This window comes from Solwaraspora sp. WMMA2101, from assembly GCF_049179175.1.
Taxonomy (GTDB): domain Bacteria; phylum Actinomycetota; class Actinomycetes; order Mycobacteriales; family Micromonosporaceae; genus Micromonospora_E.
The window spans coordinates 6,860,926-6,879,363 of sequence record NZ_JBMHMA010000006.1; the positions used below are offsets into that span (position 1 = coordinate 6,860,926).

Annotated in this window: 20 protein-coding genes and 1 riboswitch; of the genes, 13 read left to right on the forward strand and 7 right to left on the reverse strand. The window is 71.5% G+C overall.

Annotation, left to right across the window (positions count from 1 at the left end):
- Positions 1 to 53: 53 nt before the first annotated feature.
- Positions 54 to 287 carry a ferredoxin gene (locus ACN28F_RS32040; protein WP_289206166.1) on the reverse strand — a complete coding sequence of 78 codons (234 nt, stop codon included), beginning with the start codon at positions 285 to 287 and terminating at the stop codon, positions 54 to 56.
- The gene (locus ACN28F_RS32045; RefSeq protein ID WP_289206167.1) at positions 284 to 1,492 is read right to left on the reverse strand and encodes a cytochrome P450; all 1,209 of its coding nucleotides are present in this window, start codon (positions 1,490 to 1,492) and stop codon (positions 284 to 286) included. Before ACN28F_RS32045 ends, ACN28F_RS32040 begins: the two co-directional genes overlap by 4 nt.
- A 212-nt stretch (positions 1,493 to 1,704) precedes the next feature.
- Between ACN28F_RS32045 and ACN28F_RS32050 the strand changes: the two genes are divergently transcribed.
- Entirely contained in the window at positions 1,705 to 2,370 is a 666-nt protein-coding gene (locus ACN28F_RS32050; RefSeq protein ID WP_289206168.1) for a DUF305 domain-containing protein, read from the forward strand.
- Between the two features lie 95 nt (positions 2,371 to 2,465).
- Here ACN28F_RS32050 and ACN28F_RS32055 read toward each other — a convergent pair whose 3' ends face one another.
- On the reverse strand, positions 2,466 to 2,990 hold the full coding sequence (locus tag ACN28F_RS32055; protein ID WP_289206169.1) for a hypothetical protein: 525 nt from the start codon (positions 2,988 to 2,990) through the stop codon (positions 2,466 to 2,468).
- Positions 2,991 to 3,097: 107 nt separating this feature from the next.
- Here ACN28F_RS32055 and ACN28F_RS32060 point away from each other — a divergent pair, with 107 nt between their 5' ends.
- The 11 genes from ACN28F_RS32060 to gcvP all read left to right on the forward strand — a co-directional run bounded on the left by ACN28F_RS32060 (position 3,098) and on the right by gcvP (position 12,732).
- Positions 3,098 to 3,499: a hypothetical protein gene (locus ACN28F_RS32060; protein ID WP_289206170.1), complete on the forward strand. Its 402-nt coding sequence runs from the start codon at positions 3,098 to 3,100 to the stop codon at positions 3,497 to 3,499.
- A gap of 122 nt (positions 3,500 to 3,621) precedes the next feature.
- Positions 3,622 to 4,251 carry a CDP-alcohol phosphatidyltransferase family protein gene (locus ACN28F_RS32065; protein ID WP_289206171.1) on the forward strand — a complete coding sequence of 210 codons (630 nt, stop codon included), beginning with the start codon at positions 3,622 to 3,624 and terminating at the stop codon, positions 4,249 to 4,251.
- A complete protein-coding gene (locus ACN28F_RS32070) occupies positions 4,248 to 5,150 on the forward strand; it encodes a DUF881 domain-containing protein (protein WP_289206172.1) in 903 nt (300 codons plus the stop codon). Before ACN28F_RS32065 ends, ACN28F_RS32070 begins: the two co-directional genes overlap by 4 nt.
- Positions 5,147 to 5,479 carry a small basic family protein gene (locus tag ACN28F_RS32075; protein WP_282227308.1) on the forward strand — a complete coding sequence of 111 codons (333 nt, stop codon included), beginning with the start codon at positions 5,147 to 5,149 and terminating at the stop codon, positions 5,477 to 5,479. Before ACN28F_RS32070 ends, ACN28F_RS32075 begins: the two co-directional genes overlap by 4 nt.
- An 8-nt stretch (positions 5,480 to 5,487) precedes the next feature.
- Positions 5,488 to 6,366 carry a DUF881 domain-containing protein gene (locus tag ACN28F_RS32080; RefSeq protein WP_421361180.1) on the forward strand — a complete coding sequence of 293 codons (879 nt, stop codon included), beginning with the start codon at positions 5,488 to 5,490 and terminating at the stop codon, positions 6,364 to 6,366.
- Between the two features lie 66 nt (positions 6,367 to 6,432).
- Entirely contained in the window at positions 6,433 to 6,813 is a 381-nt protein-coding gene (gcvH, locus tag ACN28F_RS32085; protein WP_289206174.1) for a glycine cleavage system protein GcvH, read from the forward strand.
- A gap of 224 nt (positions 6,814 to 7,037) precedes the next feature.
- Positions 7,038 to 7,490 (forward strand): oxoglutarate dehydrogenase inhibitor Odhl, encoded by a 453-nt coding sequence (odhI, locus tag ACN28F_RS32090; RefSeq protein WP_289206175.1) that lies wholly within the window; start codon positions 7,038 to 7,040, stop codon positions 7,488 to 7,490.
- A 119-nt stretch (positions 7,491 to 7,609) separates the two neighbouring features.
- The gene (locus tag ACN28F_RS32095) at positions 7,610 to 8,314 is read left to right on the forward strand and encodes a MerR family transcriptional regulator (RefSeq protein ID WP_421361586.1); all 705 of its coding nucleotides are present in this window, start codon (positions 7,610 to 7,612) and stop codon (positions 8,312 to 8,314) included.
- A gap of 93 nt (positions 8,315 to 8,407) precedes the next feature.
- Positions 8,408 to 8,872 carry a bifunctional nuclease family protein gene (locus tag ACN28F_RS32100; protein ID WP_289206176.1) on the forward strand — a complete coding sequence of 155 codons (465 nt, stop codon included), beginning with the start codon at positions 8,408 to 8,410 and terminating at the stop codon, positions 8,870 to 8,872.
- Positions 8,873 to 9,047: 175 nt separating this feature from the next.
- A complete protein-coding gene (locus tag ACN28F_RS32105) occupies positions 9,048 to 9,614 on the forward strand; it encodes a MerR family transcriptional regulator (RefSeq protein ID WP_289206177.1) in 567 nt (188 codons plus the stop codon).
- An 85-nt stretch (positions 9,615 to 9,699) separates the two neighbouring features.
- Positions 9,700 to 9,798: riboswitch (glycine riboswitch) on the forward strand.
- A gap of 129 nt (positions 9,799 to 9,927) precedes the next feature.
- Positions 9,928 to 12,732, forward strand: coding sequence for an aminomethyl-transferring glycine dehydrogenase (gene gcvP / locus ACN28F_RS32110; protein ID WP_289210960.1), 2,805 nt, complete (start codon positions 9,928 to 9,930; stop codon positions 12,730 to 12,732).
- A gap of 109 nt (positions 12,733 to 12,841) precedes the next feature.
- Here gcvP and ACN28F_RS32115 read toward each other — a convergent pair whose 3' ends face one another.
- The gene (locus ACN28F_RS32115; RefSeq protein WP_282229304.1) at positions 12,842 to 13,042 is read right to left on the reverse strand and encodes a DUF5999 family protein; all 201 of its coding nucleotides are present in this window, start codon (positions 13,040 to 13,042) and stop codon (positions 12,842 to 12,844) included.
- Positions 13,043 to 13,279: 237 nt separating this feature from the next.
- Here ACN28F_RS32115 and def point away from each other — a divergent pair, with 237 nt between their 5' ends.
- Positions 13,280 to 13,783, forward strand: coding sequence for a peptide deformylase (gene def, locus ACN28F_RS32120; protein WP_289206178.1), 504 nt, complete (start codon positions 13,280 to 13,282; stop codon positions 13,781 to 13,783).
- 7 nt (positions 13,784 to 13,790) lie between these two features.
- On the opposite strand, the gene ACN28F_RS32125 is transcribed toward def, so the two are convergent.
- From ACN28F_RS32125 to ACN28F_RS32135, 3 genes are read right to left on the reverse strand one after another with little or no spacing between them, the layout of a single operon-like run.
- A complete protein-coding gene (locus ACN28F_RS32125) occupies positions 13,791 to 14,999 on the reverse strand; it encodes an alanine racemase (RefSeq protein ID WP_289206179.1) in 1,209 nt (402 codons plus the stop codon).
- Complete coding sequence (locus tag ACN28F_RS32130; protein WP_421361183.1) at positions 14,996 to 16,693, reverse strand: IucA/IucC family protein; 1,698 nt, start codon at positions 16,691 to 16,693, stop codon at positions 14,996 to 14,998. Before ACN28F_RS32130 ends, ACN28F_RS32125 begins: the two co-directional genes overlap by 4 nt.
- Before the next feature lie 53 nt (positions 16,694 to 16,746).
- The gene (locus ACN28F_RS32135; protein WP_421361185.1) at positions 16,747 to 18,351 is read right to left on the reverse strand and encodes an IucA/IucC family protein; all 1,605 of its coding nucleotides are present in this window, start codon (positions 18,349 to 18,351) and stop codon (positions 16,747 to 16,749) included.
- Positions 18,352 to 18,438: the final 87 nt, after the last annotated feature.

Consider the following 18,438-nt stretch of genomic DNA (forward strand, 5'->3'; position numbering starts at 1 on the left):
TTCATCACCCCGCCCGCAGACGCACACGGCGGGGTCGTGGCGGTGACGTGACGTCAGACCAGCGGCGCCACCGTCGTACCGTCGCGGTCGCGGACGGTGATCGCTTCGACGGGGCACGACTCGGCGGCGTCGATCACCGCGTCGTCGGGGGAGACGTCGGTGGCCGTGGCCCGGGAGACGCCGTCGACCATGGCGAACCGCTGCGGCGCGAGGCCGGCGCAGATGCCGGCGCCGACACAACGTCGCGGGTCGACGTGCACCAGCCAGGTCGTCTCGGCGGCGCTCATCCCCAGCTCACCGGCATGCTGCGCAGCCCCCGCACGATCAGGCCGCTCTTCCAGACCAGCTGCTCCTCGGGTACGGCCAGACGCAGCCCGGGCAGGTGCCGCAGCACGGCCTCGACGGCCACCTGCAACTCCATCCGGGCCAGCTGGGCACCCAGGCAGTGGTGGACTCCGTGGCCGAAGCCGATGTGCGGGTTGGGTTCCCGTGCCAGGTCGAGTGCGTCGGGGTCGGGAAAGACCGCCGGGTCGCGGTTGGCCGCCGACAGGGAGCAGATGACGGGTTCGCCGGCACGCACCAGGGTCCCGCCGACGTCGACGTCGGCGGTGGCGTACCGGGCGAAGGCCGCGGCGACGCCGAGTGGGACGTAGCGCATCAGTTCCTCGACGGCGGCCGGCACCCGGTCGGGGTCGGCGCGCAGCGCCGCGAACTGCTCCGGGTTGGTCAGCAGCAGATAGACGAAGTTGGGGATCTGGGTGACCGTCGTTTCGTGCCCGGCGGCCAGCAGACCGGCGGCGAGCTGGACCAGTTCGGTCTCGGTGAGCCGGTCGGCGTCGGCGTCGCGGGCCGCGACCATGGCCCCCAGCAGGTCGTCGGTGGGCTGGCGGCGGCGTTGGGCGACGAGCCCGGCGATGTAGCCGTAGAGGTTGTCCAGGTAGTCCTGCACCTGTTGCGGGGTCAGCGAGGTGGTCGAGACGATCGCCTCGGACCAGACGTGGAACCGGTCCCGGTCGGCGTACGGCACTCCGAGCAGTTCACAGATCACCCGGATCGGCAGTGCCGTGGCGAACTCGGCCACCAGGTCGGCGGGTGGGCCCTTGTCGACCATGTCGGTGAGCAGTTCGTCGGCGAAGCGGACCGCCTGCGGGCGCAGCTGCTCGACCCGGCGGGCGGTGAACGCCTTGGCGACCAGCCGCCGCAGCCGGGTGTGTTCGGGGGGATCCATCGACAGCACCCCGCCTTCGATTCGTCGAGGGATGATCCGTGGCTCGTCGCGGGTGACGCTGGCGGCGCGGGAGAACCGGGGGTCGCCCAGGACGAAGCGGACGTCGGCGTAGCGGGTGGCCAGCCAGGCGGGTTCCCCGAAGGGCAGCTGCACCCGCAGGAGCGGGAGCCGTTGACGTATCTGCTGGTAGCTGGGGTCGAGCCGGAGCCGGTCGGGTGGCGCGAAGGGGTAGGCGCGGGGCGGTTCGGATCGGGCGTCGGTCACGGTACGCCTCCTCGGCGGGCGTCGGTCACTGACGGTGTCGTTGTGGGTACTCGTCCACCGATCGCCGATCGTAGTGAGATTCATCGATCATTTACAGCCATGGTGTCACCCGGTCGACTGAGGTGTCTTCGTGTTCCTGTGTGGAGAATCCGCTTCGCGGCTACGCTCGATCCGTACGCGGCACCCCCCGCTCGTGTGTCGAGGGGGAGTCGATGGCGGTCGTAGGTCGGTGGTTCGCCGCCGTGGCGGTGCTGGCACTGCTGTCGGCAGGTACGGCGTGTGGTGGCGCGACCCGGTTCGGCACGGCACCGGTCGGTGGTCCGTCCGTTGCGGCGGACCAGGTGGCTCACGGCCCGAGCCCGGCCGACGTCCGGTTCCTCCACGAGATGATCGTCCATCACCAGCTGTCGGTGGACATGGCGGCGATGGTCGACGTCCGGGGCAGTCGGTACGAGGTGAAGACGCTCGCCGCCGAGCTGGGGCGCGTCCAGCGGGACCAGATCCGGATCATGCGCGGATGGTTGCGTGAGTGGGAGTCGGCCGCGAGCGCCGAGCCGTCGGCATCGGCGTCGCACCTGCTCCGCACGCCTGCCACCGCTTCGCCGGCGTCGTCGGTGAGCGGGTCGACGCGGCCGCCCGTACCGACTCCGGGGGTGGCGACGCAGGCGCAGTTGTCGGCGTTGGCGCGGGCCGGAGGAGCAGCGCTGGACCGGTTGTTCCTCGACCTGCTGATCAGTCACCACCAGCGGTCGGTGGACCTCGCGACGGCGTACCAGCGGGTCGGCGACCCCCCCGCCGTCCGGAGGCTGGCGCAGCAGATCGCGGCGACACACCAGGAACGGCTCGAACTCAGTCGGTCGTTGCTTGCCGCCAACTGACAGCCGACAACCTATCGTCCTAGGACGCGCTACAGGGTGTGCACCACCGAAAGAAAGGTCGACCCGACACCACCGCCATCAACGACAGAGAGGGTTCAGCTCTCGTCGTCTGGCTGAGCGTGCGAAAAGATCACCGGAGTTACCGGACGGACGGCGGCAGCTGACGTGTCGACCCGGGTCGGGGCCGTCGTCATCGGCACGTGTTCACCGGTCAGTACCAGCAGCTGGTACGCGCGTTCCGCAGGCAGCCGCCCGGTGACGATCGCGACCCGCAACGGTACGGGTGGTCCGCCTGCGACGACCTCGACCGGCAGGTCGAGCACCCGGGGGTCGACCTGCCGGTCGGCGAGGTGCCCGGCGGCAGCGGGCGGCAGGTCCCGCCACGGCCGTACGGTGTGCTCGGTGAAGCCGTGACCGGCCCACTGCTCGGCCTGCGCGCTGACCCGGTCGGCGACGTGCTGGGGCACGACGTCGCGCCCCCCGAGGTCGTCGCTGAGCAACGCCCGGGCCAGCGGGCTGAGGTCGGCGACCGGGCACCAACGGGTGCGCCTGCCCCGACGGGCGGCCGTCGTCGCGCCACCCGGGGTGTCTGAGTCGAGGTCAGGCGGCATGACGACCATCCAAGCATGATCGATTGAGGTTCCGTGGCAAGGGGTCGCAGGTGACCTGGCTCCGCCGCCCGGGGCGGCGGCGGTTTGCCGACTGGTCCGGCGGGTAGCCCCGTGGGGTGTCTGACGACGATCGACAGCGGTTGGCGCCGCCGGCGGGGGTCGGCACACCGACGGAGGAACGCTGGGAGTACGGCTACCTGTACTTCGTCCACACGGTCGCACCAGCGCAGGGGTCGCAGCCGCCGGTCGCCGGTCCGACGGTGACGGTGGTGGCCGACGGCGCGGGGCACCGGTGCGCGGTGCTGGCGGGGCGTCGGCTGGAGGTGCTCAACGAGTTGGGCGGTGCGGGCTGGGTGATCAGCGACGGGTTGTGGAATCCCGAGCAGGTGCGGTGGCTGGCCGAGGCGGTGGGGGCGGTGGACGGGGTCGACCGGATGGTCGGGTACTGGCAGTCGTTCATGCGTCGCCGGGTGGGCGGGGACCCGGACGGCGACGGTGAGTCGCCAGGGGGGCGTTGAGGGGCGCGTTATAGTGGCGCTCGCCAGGTGACAGCACCCGATGGGGGCCGTCGGCTCGCTCGCCGCCGCTGTGTGTCCGCTCCGGGGGGACGGCCGGTCGGGGCGGGGGAGAGGAAGTGTCGGTGTCGCGTCCGTCCGCGCAGTCCGCGTCGACGCGGGCCGATGTGGCGTCGCGCGTGGTGACTGTTCCCAACTTCATCAGTTTTGTCCGCTTGCTTGGTGTTCCGCTGTTCCTGTACCTGTTCCTGGTGCAGCGGGCGGACGTCGCGGCCGTCGTGGTGCTCGCGGTCGGTGGTACCACCGACTGGGTGGACGGGTTCGTCGCGCGCCGGATGCGGCAGGTGTCCCGTCTGGGGGAGCTGCTCGATCCGCTCGCTGACCGGCTGTACATTCTGGCCACGTTGGTGGCGTTCACCGTCCGTGAGGTGATGCCCTGGCAGTTCACCGTGGCGCTGCTGGGCCGTGAGGTGCTCTTGGCAGGGAGCCTTGTGGTGCTGCGCCGGTTCGGTTACGGGCCTCCGCAGGTGCACTACGTCGGCAAGACCGCGACCTTCGTGTTGTTGGCGGCCTTCCCGATCCTGTTGCTGTCGGCGGTGCTCGGCTTCACCACCCTGGCGACGGTCGCGGCAGCGGTCGGCTGGGGGCTGGCCTGGTGGGGTCTGGTGCTGTACTGGCTGGCCGGCCTGCTGTACGTGTGGCAGACCGCCGCGTTGGTGCGGTCGATCCGGGTGACAGGGACGGAGCGCGCATGAGTGGCGTCGATGGTGGCCGGGGCCGGGGCTTCGTGCCCGACCTGCTGACGGAGCTGTTCCAGACACCGCTGGATCCCGGCTACGCCGATGCCGCAGCGCGGCGGGCGGCGGTGGGTCCACGACGGGGCTGGCGGCGCAGGGCCGCCCGGGGACTGACCGCCGTGTCGATGGCCGCCGTGGGCTTCCTTCTGGTGTTGGCGTACCAGAAGACGGTCGAGGAGGAGCCGAGCCGGTCGCAGGCACGCGCCGGCCTGGTCGCTCAGGTCACCCAACGGCAGGCGGAGACCGACGAGCTGCAGGCACGGGCGGACACGTTGCGCGACGAGGTGGCCCGTCAGCGCGACGCCGCGTTGGAGGGTTCACAAGCGGCTGACCTGCGTGACCTTGAGGCTGCGGCCGGGCTGGCCCGGGTCCGTGGCGACGGGGTGGTGGTGCGGTTGGCGGACGGTCCGGAGACGGTGGATCCGGTGACCGGTCAGGGGCAGGTGAACGAGTTGGGCCGGGTGCTCGACCGGGACCTGCAGGATGTGGCGAACGCCTTGTGGGGTGCTGGGGCGGAGGCGGTGTCGGTCAACGGCCAGCGGTTGACGTCGACGTCGACGATCCGGGCGGCGGGCAGCGCTATCCTGGTGGACTTCCGGCCGTTGACGGGGCCGTACGAGGTGTCGGCGATCGGGCCGGGGCAGCTGGCCGACGATTTCCGGTCCAGCCAGGTGGCGGCGTTGCTCAGGATGATCTCGGCGGAGCATGGTTTGTCGATCGAGGTACGTTCTGCCGAGGATCTGGTGTTGCCGGCGGCGGGGGAGCCGCAGCTGCGGTACGCCCGGGCGGCACCGTCCGGTCCGCCTGCCGCCGATGGCGCTGATCCGTCCGTGACGACTTCGGGAGGCCCTCGATGACCGCCGTGTTGGCGTTGCTCGCCGGGATGCTGCTGGGTGTCTATTTCGATCCGGTGGTGCCGGCGGTGTTGCAGCCGTATCTGCCGATCGCAGTGGTGGCGGCGTTGGACGCCGTGTTCGGTGGGGTGCGGGCCAAGTTGGACGGGATCTTCGACGACAAGCAGTTCGTGATTTCGTTCATCTCGAATGTGCTGGTGGCGGGGCTGATCGTGTACCTGGGGGACCAGTTGGGCGTGGGTGGGCAGCTGTCGACCGGGGTCGTGGTGGTGCTCGGGGTGCGGATCTTCGGCAATGTCGCGGCGATCCGTCGGCATCTGTTCCGGGCGTGAGGCGGGCGATGACGCCACGTAGGCAGACAGGGACCGGTTGGCCGCAGGAGGATGCTCCGGTGTCCGGGGCCGCCGCCACTGCCGCGCCGCCGGTTGTGCCGGGTGAGGGTTCGGTCGCAGCGGGTGGGGCGGTGCCTTCCGATGGCGGTGGTGATGGCGGTAACGGTGGGTCGGTGCGGGCGCGGTGGTCGCGGATGGCGGCCTCACCGGCGGGGTTGATCATTGTGGGGCTGTTGGTGCTGCTCGGGTTCACCCTGGTGGTGCAGGTGCGGAGTAATTCCACGGATCCGACGTTGACGGCCGCCCGTCAGGAGGACCTGGTGCGGATCCTGTCGGATCTGGAGGCGCGTGAGGAGCGCCTGCGGCAGGAAATCGCGGAGCTGGAGGAGAGCCAGCGGCAGTTGACCTCGGGTGCGCAGGGTCGGGCGGCGGCATTGGCGGAGGCGTCGCGGCGGGCGGACGAGTTGGGTGTGCTCGGCGGTGGTCTGCCGGCGCAGGGGCCGGGTCTGCGGGTGCGGTTCGTGGCGGGTCGGGAGCCGATCCGGGCGTCGGAGTTGTTGGACGCGGTGCAGGAGTTGCGTGGGGCGGGTGCGGAGGCGATGCAGATCGGTGGGGGTGACGGCCGGTCGGTGCGGGTGGTGGCGAGTACGTACTTCCTGGATGGCGATGGTGGAGTGGAGGTCGACGGGGTGCGGTTGACCGGCCCGTACGAGGTGGTGGCGATCGGGGATCCGTCGACGATGCGCACGGCGTTGAACATTCCGGGTGGGGTGGTGGCGTCGGTGTCGGGTGACGGCGGTACGGTGATCGTCGAGGAACGCGATGTGGTCGATGTGTCGGCCACGAGCGCCCCGATCCAGTTGCGTTACGCGCGTCCGGTCTCCTGACCGGGCGGGTGCCCCGCTCCGGTGGGGGTTGTCAGTGGTGTGCTGCTCAGAGGTGAGGGACCGGCCGTGATTCCAGAGGATCTGCGGTATACCGCGGAGCATGAGTGGGTGGCGGGCGACGACGCCGGCGCCGTGCGGGTGGGGGTCACTCATTTCGCGCAGGACGCGTTGGGTGACATCGTGTTCGTCGAGTTGCCGGCGGTCGGTTCCGAGGTTTCGGCGGGTGAGCCGTGTGGCGAGATCGAGTCGACCAAGAGTGTGTCTGAGATCTACGCGCCGGTGAGTGGCACGGTGGTGGCGTGCAACGAGGCGCTGGTGGACGCGCCGGAGACGGTCAATTCGGACCCGTACGGGGCGGGTTGGCTGATGCGGGTGGAGCCGTCGGATCCGCAGGCGTTGGGCGGGTTGCTCGACGCGGCGGCGTACCGGGAGCTCACCGAGCGCTGACGGGTGTCCGGGGGGCGTTGTATCGTGTGCCCGCGAGTCTTGTTGACCCTAGTTTTCGGCGCTGGCTAGGCTCGCCCAGTCGTCCGAGAAGCCAACTACAGTCGAGCGTTGCGGAGTAATTGCCGTACCGGCATGGGGGAGCTTGCGCCTTGCGATCCATCAAGGGTTGGTGGCTTGCCCGACAGACCCGACGCGAACCGAACAACAGATCCGTGAGGTGGTCCATGACTCGCCCAGACGACGAGTTCCCCCCGCTCGACGTCACGTCGACGTTGAATCTCGGTTCGCTCGATGAAGTGTTGGAGGGGCCGGACGCCGATGTGGTGCCGAGCCGGATGTCGGGTTCGCTGCCGCCGGGGATGGCGTTGCTGGTGGTGCGGCGGGGTCCGAACGCGGGGGCCCGGTTCCTGTTGGACCATGATGTGACGACGAGCGGCCGGCATCCGGACAGTGACATCTTCCTGGACGATGTGACGGTGTCGCGGCGGCACGCGGAGTTTCACCGTGACGTCGGTACCTTCACCGTGCGCGATGTGGGTAGCCTGAATGGCACCTATGTCAATCGTGAGCGGGTGGAAGCGGCGACCCTGAGCAATGGTGACGAGGTCCAGATCGGTAAGTTCCGGCTGGTCTTCATCGCTGGTCCGCGGCCGGACGAGGAGGCTGGCCGCGGCTGATGCCGGGGTGCGTGCGGAGGTGGTGCCGTGCGTGGTGTGGCTGACGCCGGTGGTGAGCCGGGGGTGTCGTGGTGAGTGAGCAGGCGGCGGCCCGGGATGGTGTGACCTCGGCGCCGTTGATGAGTATCGGTGAGGTGCTGGCCGAGTTGCGTCCGGATTTTCCGGACACGACGATCTCCAAGTTGCGGTTCCTCGAGGCTGAGGGGCTGGTGGAGCCGCGGCGTACCCCGTCGGGTTACCGCAAGTACAGCTGGGAGGACGTGGCCCGGCTGCGGTTCGTGTTGACGGCGCAGCGGGACCAGTATCTTCCGTTGCGGGTGATCCGGGAGCAGTTGGCGCGTCAGGATGCCGAGGCGGGTCCGGCGGCGGGTCGGACCCGGCCGGCGTTGGTGGCGGTGGGGCCGTCCGGTGAGGTGCCGGGTCGGCCGCCGCCGGAGCCGGCACCGGCGGCGCAGTCGCGGTGGAGCCGCACGGAGCTGTTGGAACGTAGCGGTCTGGAGTCGTCGACGCTGGCTGAGGTGGAGCGGCTCGGTCTGGTCGTGGCGGATGCGCCCGGCTGGTACGACGCGGACGCGGTGGTGATCGCGTCGGCGGTGGCCGGGTTGTTGCGGCACGGGTTGGAGGTGCGGCACCTGCGGGCGGTGCGGGCGGCGGCGGACCGGGAGGTCGGGCTGTTCGCGCAGTTGGTGGCACCGTTGGCGCGGCAGACCGATCCGGCGGCGCGGGCGCGGGCGGCGGAGACGGCCACTGAGCTGGTCGGTTTGTCGCAGCGGCTGCATGCGGCGTTGGTGCGCTCGGGGTTGCGCCCGACGGTGGGCCGGTGAGCTGGCGGGCGTGGCCGGACGGTTGCGCGGTGGTCCGTGTACCGTGCAGGGAGGGCCGGAAGCGGGTTTGGTGACGACGACACGGAGGCGGCGGTGCGTGAGCTGAGCGTGGTCGGGGTGCGGGTGGAGTTGCCCACCAACCAGCCGATCGTGCTGCTGCGTGAGGTCGACGGGGACCGCTATCTGCCGATCTGGATCGGTGCGGTGGAGGCCACTGCGATTGCCTACGAGCAGCAGGGGGTGAAGCCGGCCCGGCCGTTGACGCATGATCTGTTGCGGGACATCCTGGCGGCGTTGCGGGCGCCGTTGCAGGCGGTGGAGATCACCGAGTTGAAGGACAACGTGTTCTACGCGGATCTGGTGATCGGTGACAGTGTGCGGGTGTCGGCGCGGCCCAGCGATTCGATCGCGTTGGCGTTGCGGGTGGGTGCCCCGATTCGTTGTGCTGAGCAGGTGCTCTCCGAGGCGGGCATCGTCATTCCGGATGAGCAGGAGGACGAGGTCGAGAAGTTCCGGGAGTTCCTGGATCAGGTGCGTCCGGAGGATTTCGCGGGGTGAGGTCGTGCACCGGGTCGGGTGATCCGGTGTACGGGTGCGCGGGGCGTGGCCGCGGGTGTGCGGCGTGTCGCGTGGTCAGTTGCCTGGTACGGCTCCCAGCTGGCGTTAGGCTGGCCTTGTCGATGGGCTCATGTTCCGTCCCGGGTGTGGGCCGCACTGACGGGGAGGTTTCGGTATGCCCGCGCAGCGAGAGCCGGATCCGGGGTCGTCTGATCATGTGGACGGTGTCGGGCCGGATGAGGATCTGGTCGGCTACCGCGGCGTGACGGCCTGCCACGCGGTCGGCATCAGTTACCGGCAGTTGGACTACTGGGCGCGTACGGCGTTGGTGGTGCCGAGTGTGCGTGACGCGGCCGGGTCGGGTTCGCAGCGGCTGTACTCGTTCCGCGACCTTGTGGTGTTGAAGGTGGTCAAGCGGCTGTTGGACGCCGGGGTGTCGTTGCAGAACATCCGGAAGGCGATCGACACGTTGCGGTCGCGGGGGGTGGCGGATCTGGCCGGGATCACGTTGATCTCGGATGGGACGACGGTGTACGAGTGCCGGTCCCCGGAGGAGGTCGTGGATCTGCTGCAGGGCGGCCAGGGCGTGTTCGGGATCGCGATCGGCGGTGCGTTCAAGGAGATCCAGGGGTCGTTGTCGCAGTTGCCGGCGGAGCCGGCGGTGACGGAGCCGGCGCAGGAGCCGCCGGTGGCCGCCGGTGACGAGTTGGCGGCGCGGCGGGCGCGCCGGCGGGCCGGCTGAGTGGCCCCGCAGGGGTTGTTTTCGTGGTGGTGATCGAGGTCACCGCAGCGGCGTCGGTAAGTTGCCGGTAGCGTAGGTGCCGCTGTGCACCCGTGTGGGAGAGATCGTCCGCTGGTTCGGCGGGCGGCGCCGAAGGGGCAAATCCTCCCCGGAACCTCTCAGGCAGAAGGACCACGCGGGTTGGCGACTCTGAAGGCGGCGTAGCTGACAGAGGGGGAGGTTGCGTGTCGACCTCTGCCCCGGGAGCCGCCTGGTGTCTGTTTCGTTTCCGTACCCTGACCTGTCGGCGACGGTGTCCGAGCCGGCGGGGGAGTTGACGTTCGCCGATCGGCACATCGGCCCGGATCCGGCGGCGCAGCGTCGGATGCTCGACGTCGTCGGGTACGCCAGTGTCGACGATCTGATGGACGCGGCGATCCCGGAGGTGATCCGGTGGCGGGACCGCCTCGACCTGCCGGAGCCGCTCAGTGAGCCGCAGGTGACGGCGGCTCTGCGGGCGATGGCGCAGGCCAACACCCCGGCGGTGTCGATGATCGGTCTGGGGTGTCACGGCACCCACATGCCGGCGGTGATCCGCCGCAACGTGTTGGAGAACCCGGCCTGGTACACGGCGTACACGCCGTACCAGCCGGAGATCAGCCAGGGCCGGTTGGAGGCGTTGCTGACGTTCCAGACGATGGTGTCGGAGCTGACCGGGCTGGCGACGGCGAACGCGTCGATGTTGGACGAGGCGACGGCGGCGGCGGAAGCGATGACGGTGGCGCGGCGGGCGTCGAAGTCCACCAGCGACGTGTACGTGGTGGACGCCGACGCGTTGCCGCAGACGGTCGCGGTGCTGCGGACCCGGGCGGAGCCGCTCGGTATCGACGTGCGGGTGTGCGATGTGGCGGCGGGTCTGCCGGCGGAGTTCTTCGGTGTGCATCTGCAGTGGCCGGGGGCGTCGGGCCGGGTCCGTGACGACGAGGCGGTGATCGCGGCGGCGCACCGGGTGGGTGCGCTGGTGACGGTCGCGGCGGATCTGTTGGCGTTGACGCTGCTGCGTCCGCCGGGGGCGTGCGGCGCCGATGTGGCGGTCGGCACGTCGCAGCGGTTCGGGGTGCCGATGGGGTTCGGTGGCCCGCATGCGGGCTATCTGGCGGTGCGGGCCGGGTTGGAACGGATGCTGCCGGGTCGGCTGGTGGGGGTGTCGCGGGACGCGGCCGGCGACCGGGCGTACCGGTTGGCGTTGCAGACCCGGGAGCAGCACATCCGGCGGGAGAAGGCGACGAGCAACATCTGTACGGCGCAGGTGCTGCTGGCGGTGCTGGCGGCGATGTACGCCGTGTACCACGGGCCGCAGGGGCTGCGGGCGATCGCGGCGCGCACGCACGCGTCGGCGGTGCGGCTGCGCGCCGGGTTGGCCGCCGGTGGGGTACGGGTGGGCGACTGGCCGCTGTTCGACACGGTGACCGCGACGGTGCCCGGCGAGGCGGCGCGGGTGGTGGCGCGGGCGGCGCAGCGGGGCGTGAACCTGCGGCTGGTGGACGCCGACACGGTGGCGGTGTCGTGTGACGAGACGACGACGCCGCAGCACCTGGCGGTGGTGTGGGCGGCGTTCGGGGTGGCCGGCCACGACGGTGACGTGGCGGCGGCGATTCCGCCGCAGTGGCGGCGTACCGACGAGTTCCTCACCCACGAGGTGTTCCACGCCTACCGCAGTGAGACGGCGATGATGCGGTACCTGCGGCGGCTGGCGGACGTCGACTACGCCCTGGACCGGGGCATGATCCCGCTGGGGTCGTGCACGATGAAGCTGAACGCGGCGGTGCAGATGGAGCCGGTCAGTTGGCCGGGGTTCGCCGAGGTGCATCCGTTGGCGCCGGCGGAGCAGACGGCCGGGTACCGGCAGCTGATCGGCGAGTTGGAGGGCTGGCTGGCGGAGGTGACGGGCTACGACGCGGTCAGTGTGCAGCCGAACGCGGGGTCGCAGGGGGAGTTGGCCGGGTTGCTGGCGATCCGCGCGTACCACCGGTCGCGGGGGCAGGGGCAGCGGACGGTGTGTCTGATTCCGTCGTCGGCGCACGGCACGAACGCGGCGAGCGCGGTGATGGCGGGCATGCGGGTCGTGGTGGTGGGCTGCGATGTCGACGGCAACGTGGACGTGGCCGACGCGCAGCGGCTCATCGACGCGCACCGGGACACCTTGGCGGCGATCATGGTGACGTATCCGTCGACGCACGGGGTGTACGAGGACGGCATCGCGGATCTGTGTGCCCGGGTGCACGACGCCGGCGGCCAGGTGTACGTCGACGGGGCGAACCTGAACGCGTTGCTGGGGTACGCCCGGCCGGGCCGGTTCGGCGCGGACGTGTCGCATCTGAATCTGCACAAGACGTTCTGCATTCCGCATGGTGGTGGCGGCCCGGGGGTGGGTCCGGTGGCGGTGCGGGCGCATCTGGCGCCGTTCCTGCCGGCGGATCCGCTGGTCGAGGGTGCGGGGCCGGTGATTTCGGGGTCCCGGTACGGGTCGGCGGGGATTCTGCCGATTCCGTGGGCGTACCTGCGGTTGATGGGTGCCGACGGGCTGGTGCGGGCGACCGGTTCGGCGGTGTTGGCGGCGAACTACGTGGCGGCGCGGCTGCGGGGACATTTCCCGGTGCTGTACGCCGGTAACAAGGGTCTGGTGGCGCACGAGTGTGTGTTGGATCTGCGGCCGTTGACGAAGGCGACCGGGGTGACGGTGGAGGACGTCGCAAAAAGGCTGGTCGACTACGGGTTCCACGCGCCGACGATGTCGTTCCCGGTGGCGGGCACGTTGATGGTGGAGCCGACCGAGAGTGAGGACCTGGCGGAGCTGGACCGGTTCTGCGCGGCGATGATCGCGATCCGGGCGGAGATCGACCAGGTGGCGCAGGGGGTGTGGCCGGTGGCGGACAGTCCGTTGCGGCAGGCGCCGCACACGGCGGCGATGGTGGTCGCCGATGACTGGTCGCTGCCGTATCCGCGGTCGGTGGCGGCGTTTCCGGCCGGTCAGGCCGCCGGTGGCAAGTACTGGCCGCCGGTGCGGCGGGTCGACGGCGCCTATGGCGACCGGAATCTGATGTGTGCGTGTCCGCCGCCGCAGGAGTACGGCGATTGACGCCGGTGTCGCGGCGGGTGGGCGCGGTCACCGGGCGGCGGGTTCGCCGCCCGGTGCGGCACCTGAGGGGAGGATCGGCTCGACGGTGAGCCTTCGAGGGGCGGCGCGGTCAGGCGGCGAGAGCGTGCCGGGCGGGGCCGCGGTGTGGGGCGATGCTGCTGCCGTCGGGGAGCAGTTCGCCGGTGTCCTCGAACACGATGACGCCGTTGCAGAGCAGGCTCCAGCCCTGCTCGGGGAAGCAGGCGATCACGCGGGCCGCTTCACGGTCGGTGGCGTCTGACGAGGGACAGGTCGGTTGGTGCTGGCACATCGGGATCTCCGGACTGTGGGGGCGCTGTGTCATGGTTCACATGACCAGTGATGAACGTTACCAAGCCGAACGACACCGTTCCGGGCCAGTGACGGCCTGCCGACGCAAGAATCCACCCTTCGGCCGAGGCAGGTCGAACCGATCGGCCTGGAAGCGCTCCCATGAAGACCCGTCGCCAACCTGCACACACCCGCCCGCGTCGCCGGTGACCGACCGGCCGCCACTAACCTGACAGCCATGACGATGCGCCCGATCCGGATCATCGGCGACGCCGTGCTGCGAAGCCCCGCCGAACCCGTCACCACCTTCGACCGGTCCCTGCGCGACCTCGTCACCGACCTGATGGACACCCTGCTCGGCGCCCCCGGCCGCGCCGGCGTCGCCGCACCCCAGATCGGCGTGGGCGCCCGCGTGTTCGTCTACGACGCCGACGGCCACCGCGGCCACGTCGTCAACCCCCACCTGCACCCGGCCGACGACACCGACATCGACACCGACGACGAAGGCTGCCTGTCCATCCCCGGCCTGTACTTCCCGACCCCACGCGCCCGCCACGCCCGCGTCGACGGCGTCGACCAGCACGGCGAACCCGTCACCATCACCGGCACCGGTTTCCTCGCCCGCGCACTGCAACACGAAACCGACCACCTCGACGGCCGCCTCTACGTCGACACCCTGCGCGGCGACACCCGCCGACGCGCCCTCCGCGAGATCCGCGCCGCCCACTGGACACGCCACTGACCCCGCCTCACACCACCACCACCCGCGGATACGGATGCCGCAGGAAATCGTGGTGCGAGATGTCCCACCCGTAGGCGCCCGCCCGGTCGAACACCACCACGTCACCGATCCGCAGCCGCCCCACCACCTGCCCCCGGCACAACACGTCCCGCGGCGTACACAACTCACCCGCCACATCCACCGCGGCCCCCGCCACCTGCGCCCGCGCGAACGGGTACGGCCACCGCCGCACCGGCACCACCGCGAACGGATGGTCGTAACCCCACGCCGCCGGCAACCGGAAATGATGCGTCCCACCCCGCACCACCGCGAACCACCGGCCCTGCGTGCACTTCACATCCACCACCTGCGCCGCGTACCAGCCCGCGTCCGCCGCCAACCACCGACCCGGCTCGAACACCAGCCGCAGCCCCGCCGGCAGCACCAACCCCGCCAACCCCGCACCGAACGCCGCCAGATCGAACCGGCCACCACCGACGTAGTCCACCCCGAACCCGCCACCCACGTTCACGTACTCCACCGCCACCCCCAACCGGCGACCCGCCGCCACCGCCCACGCCACCGCCGCCACCACGAACCGCGCGTGCGCCACCGCGTCCAGGTTGTTCGACACCGCGTGCAGGCTGAACCCCACCAGCCGCACCCCCGACAACCCCGCCGCCGCCGCCACCACCTCACCCAGCTGCGCCTCGTCCACCCCGAACTGCGTCGCCACCCCCGCCATCGCGTGACTACCCGACAACCCGCCACCCGGCCGGTTCACCCGCACCGCCACCGACACCCGCCGACCCGCCGCCCGCGCCACCACATCCAACCGCCGCAACTCCGACACACTCTCCACGTTCACCAACGCACCCGCCGCCACCGCCGCCACCAACTGCCCATCGGTCTTACCCGGCCCACCGAACACCACCTGCCGCGCACCCGCCGCCACCGCCACCGCCAACTCACCCCCCGACGCCACCTCCACCCCGTCCAACTCCCGCGCCAACTCCGCCACCACCGCCGGATGCCCGTTCGCCTTCATCGCGTACAGCACCTGCGCCCCCGCCGGCAGCACCGCCCGCAACCGCCGCGCCGCCCCCCGCAACACCGACCGGTCGTACACGTACGCACACACCGGCTCCTCCGCCGCCGCCAACCCGGCCACCACCGCCGACACCGAACCCGGCAGCCGCACCACCCGGCCACCACCCGCCACCTCGCCCCCGGTCACCGCGCCACCCCCGGCCCGCCACCGGAGAACCCCACATCCGAAATCGGATTCCGCACCGGCACATACAGGTCACCCGACCCCGCCAACCGCATCCGCACCAACGCCTTGTGCGCCACCAGCGACGCCGTGAACGCCGCATGATCCTCCGCCGCCCACCCCGCACACCCCCGCTCACCCCGCAACACCTCGTACGTCTCGTCCACCACCGACCGCACCACCCGCCACGCCGCCACCTCGTCCACCCCGAAGCCATCCACCACCGACCGCACCAGCTCACCCACATGCGCCTGCAACAGCGTGTACCCCACCTTCGCCCGCATCACCGCCACATCGTCGGTGGCCACCACCGACCCCGGCGCCAGTCCCACCGACACCCCCGCCGCCGCCAACCGCGGCCCCGCCAACCGCAACCCCGCGAAATCCCGCACCACCAACCGGAACGGCACCCCACCGCGAAACGTCGGAAGACAGTTCTGCAGATGCGCCTCCAACGCCACCCCGAACCGGGTCGCCAACCGCAGCACCGGCGGCACCACCACCCCGACGTACGCCGCCACGAACCCCAACGCCGCCGCCGCCCCCACCAACCCCCGCACCCGGCCGAACGCCGCGACCCGCGCCGCCAACTCCCGACCCGTCACCAACGCCACCCCCGGCACCGCCACCTCACCCGGCACCAGCCGGCCCACCAACCCCTCCCGCCCGATAGCCGACACATCCCGGCCCGACCCCACGGTCACCGCCGCCCCCACCGCCTCCGGCAACAACACCAACCGCGCCGACGCCACCTCGTCGTCGGCCACCAACGACGACAACACCGACGACAACACCGGCCCGTTACGGGTACTCGCCACCGAAATCGTCCGCCGCGTCGACGTCACCTGAATGTCCAACGACACCTTCAGATACCGCCGCCGACCGTCGACACCCGCCGGCAACAGCACCGTGCGCACCGCCGCCGTCGGCACCGCCGACACCACCTGCGGCAACAACCGCACCACCCCCGCCGCCACCAGATCGGCGTACCGGCGCGCCACCACCCGCGACCCCTGCCACACATGCACCGGCTGCACCACCCACCCCGGCGGCGCCGCCGGCACCTGCGGATACCACTGCCGCAACCACGCCCCCACATCGTCACCCACATGCAGATCCCGCCGCACCGCCACGAACCCCACCCGCGTCGCCGCCGACCCCACGTCATGCGCCACCGCGTCCGCCACCGACCACCCCAACCGGGTACGGCCACACGGATGCAGATTGTGACCCGTCACCGCCTGCCGCTCCGCCCACACCGCCCACCCGTCCGGCCCGCCCACTCCCTCCGGCTCATCCGCCACCGGCGGACGCGCCGCCGCCACCGCCAGATGCACCACCGCGTCAGTCAACTCCGCCGCCAACGCCCACCCCCGCCGCGCGGCCAGCAACTCCACCGGCAACACCGCCCACGGATCCGCCACCCACCGCTCATCCACCACGAACCGGTCGAACCCGTACCACCGACCCCGCCCACCCCACACCGCCCGCGCCGCCCCCACATCCTCCCGACACAACGCGTCGACCAACCGCGCCGCCACCACCCGCGCCGCCCACGGCACCGCCGCCCGGAACCCCACCACCCACCCCGGCGCCACCACCCGCAACTGCTCCTGCGCCGACTCCACCGCCGCCGCCAACCCCACCGACCCCCGCACACACCCACACGACCGGCCCACCCCCGCCCAGTCACCCGCCCCCACCGGACCGCTCACCGCCACGGCGCCAACGGACCCGCCACCCACGCCCACCGCACCGCCAACGGATCCGACGCCAACCGCATCGACAACGTCGCCTTCACCGGCCACCGCTCACCGAACACCGCCCCCGCCACCCGACCCCGCGCCCCCGCCGGCAACCCCGCCACCGCCTCCCGCACCACCACACCCACCCGCTGCCACAACCGCCCCGGCGCCACCCCGAACTCCCGCGCCAGCACCGCCACCGGCTCACCCACCGCCACCCCCACCGCCGCCAACGCCGTCACCACCACCTCCGCCGAATCCTCCGCCACCACATCACCAGCCAACGACGGCACACCCACGCCCGCCGCCGCCAACCCCACCGAATCCACCCGCACACCCCCCACGTCCCGATACCAGGCAGCCACCAGCCGCCCCGACCGCCACACCAGCACCACGTTCTGCCCATGCGCCTCCAACCCCACACCCCAACCCAGCATCGCCACCACCGGCGCCACCACCACCCGCGCCAGATCCGCCACGAACCCCACCGGATCTCCGCCGTACCCGGCCCGCACCAACCCCGCCACCACCGACCCGCCACCCGGAGCACCCACCGGCGCCGCCAACGCCGCCACCGGCATCACCTGCACCCCCGGCGCCACCCGCGGCACCCGCCGCCGCACCACCGCCAACGACCGACACGCCACCCCGTCCACCAGCACGGCACCCGCCGCCACCTCCGGCAACACCGCGAAACCCGGCACCCGCCGCGCCAACCGCGACAACACCGCCGTCAACACCGGACCGTTACGCACCGCCGCCTCCGACACCGTGCGCACCGCCGACGTCATCTGCACATCCACCGCCGTCTTCCACTGCCACGACCCACCCGACACCGGCACCACCGTCCGCAACGACATCAACGGCCGCACCGGCACCACCCGACCCGTCGGACGCAACCACGGATACGCGCCCAGCACATGCTCCCGCTGCCACGGATGCACCGGCAACAACGGCGCCAACCCCGACCCGGTCGTCAACCACCGCCCCGGCGGCACCGCCACCAACTCCACCGGCACCACCGGCCGATGCTCCGGCGCGTACCGCAACACCTCCGACGTCGACATCCCCACCCGGGCCCGACACCCCGGATGCACCGGATGCCCGTCGACCACCACCTGCTCCCACCCCACCGGCGACCGCGTCAACCCCACACCCGCACCACCCGTACGCCGTACCGCCACCGCCCGCGCACCCCGCGCCAACGCCATGTTCGCCACACTGTTGTCCAACTCCGCCGCCACCGGCCCGGCACCCGCCAGCCCCAGCACCGTCAACAGCCGCCCCGGATCAGTCACCACCTCCGACCCCACCGTCACCGCCAACCCCGGACCGGCCGCGGCGAACAACTCCGCCGCCGCCGCCGGACCCACCACCGCACGCCCATCAGCCAGCGTCACCGTCAACCGGCCGTCGCCCACCCGCCGACCAGCCACCTCCGTCACCGGTTCCCGCCCCACCGCACCCCACAGCCGGGCCAGCACCGCCGCCCGCGCCCCCGGCACCGCAGCCTCCACCGCCGACACCAGCTCCGGCCGGCACCCCCGCAACGCCGACACCGTCGCCGTCACATCCGGACACCGCTCACCCGACACCGCACCCCCCATTCCCACGACGCCACCCGCCACGCCAGGAACACCTGCGCCCACCCTCACCGG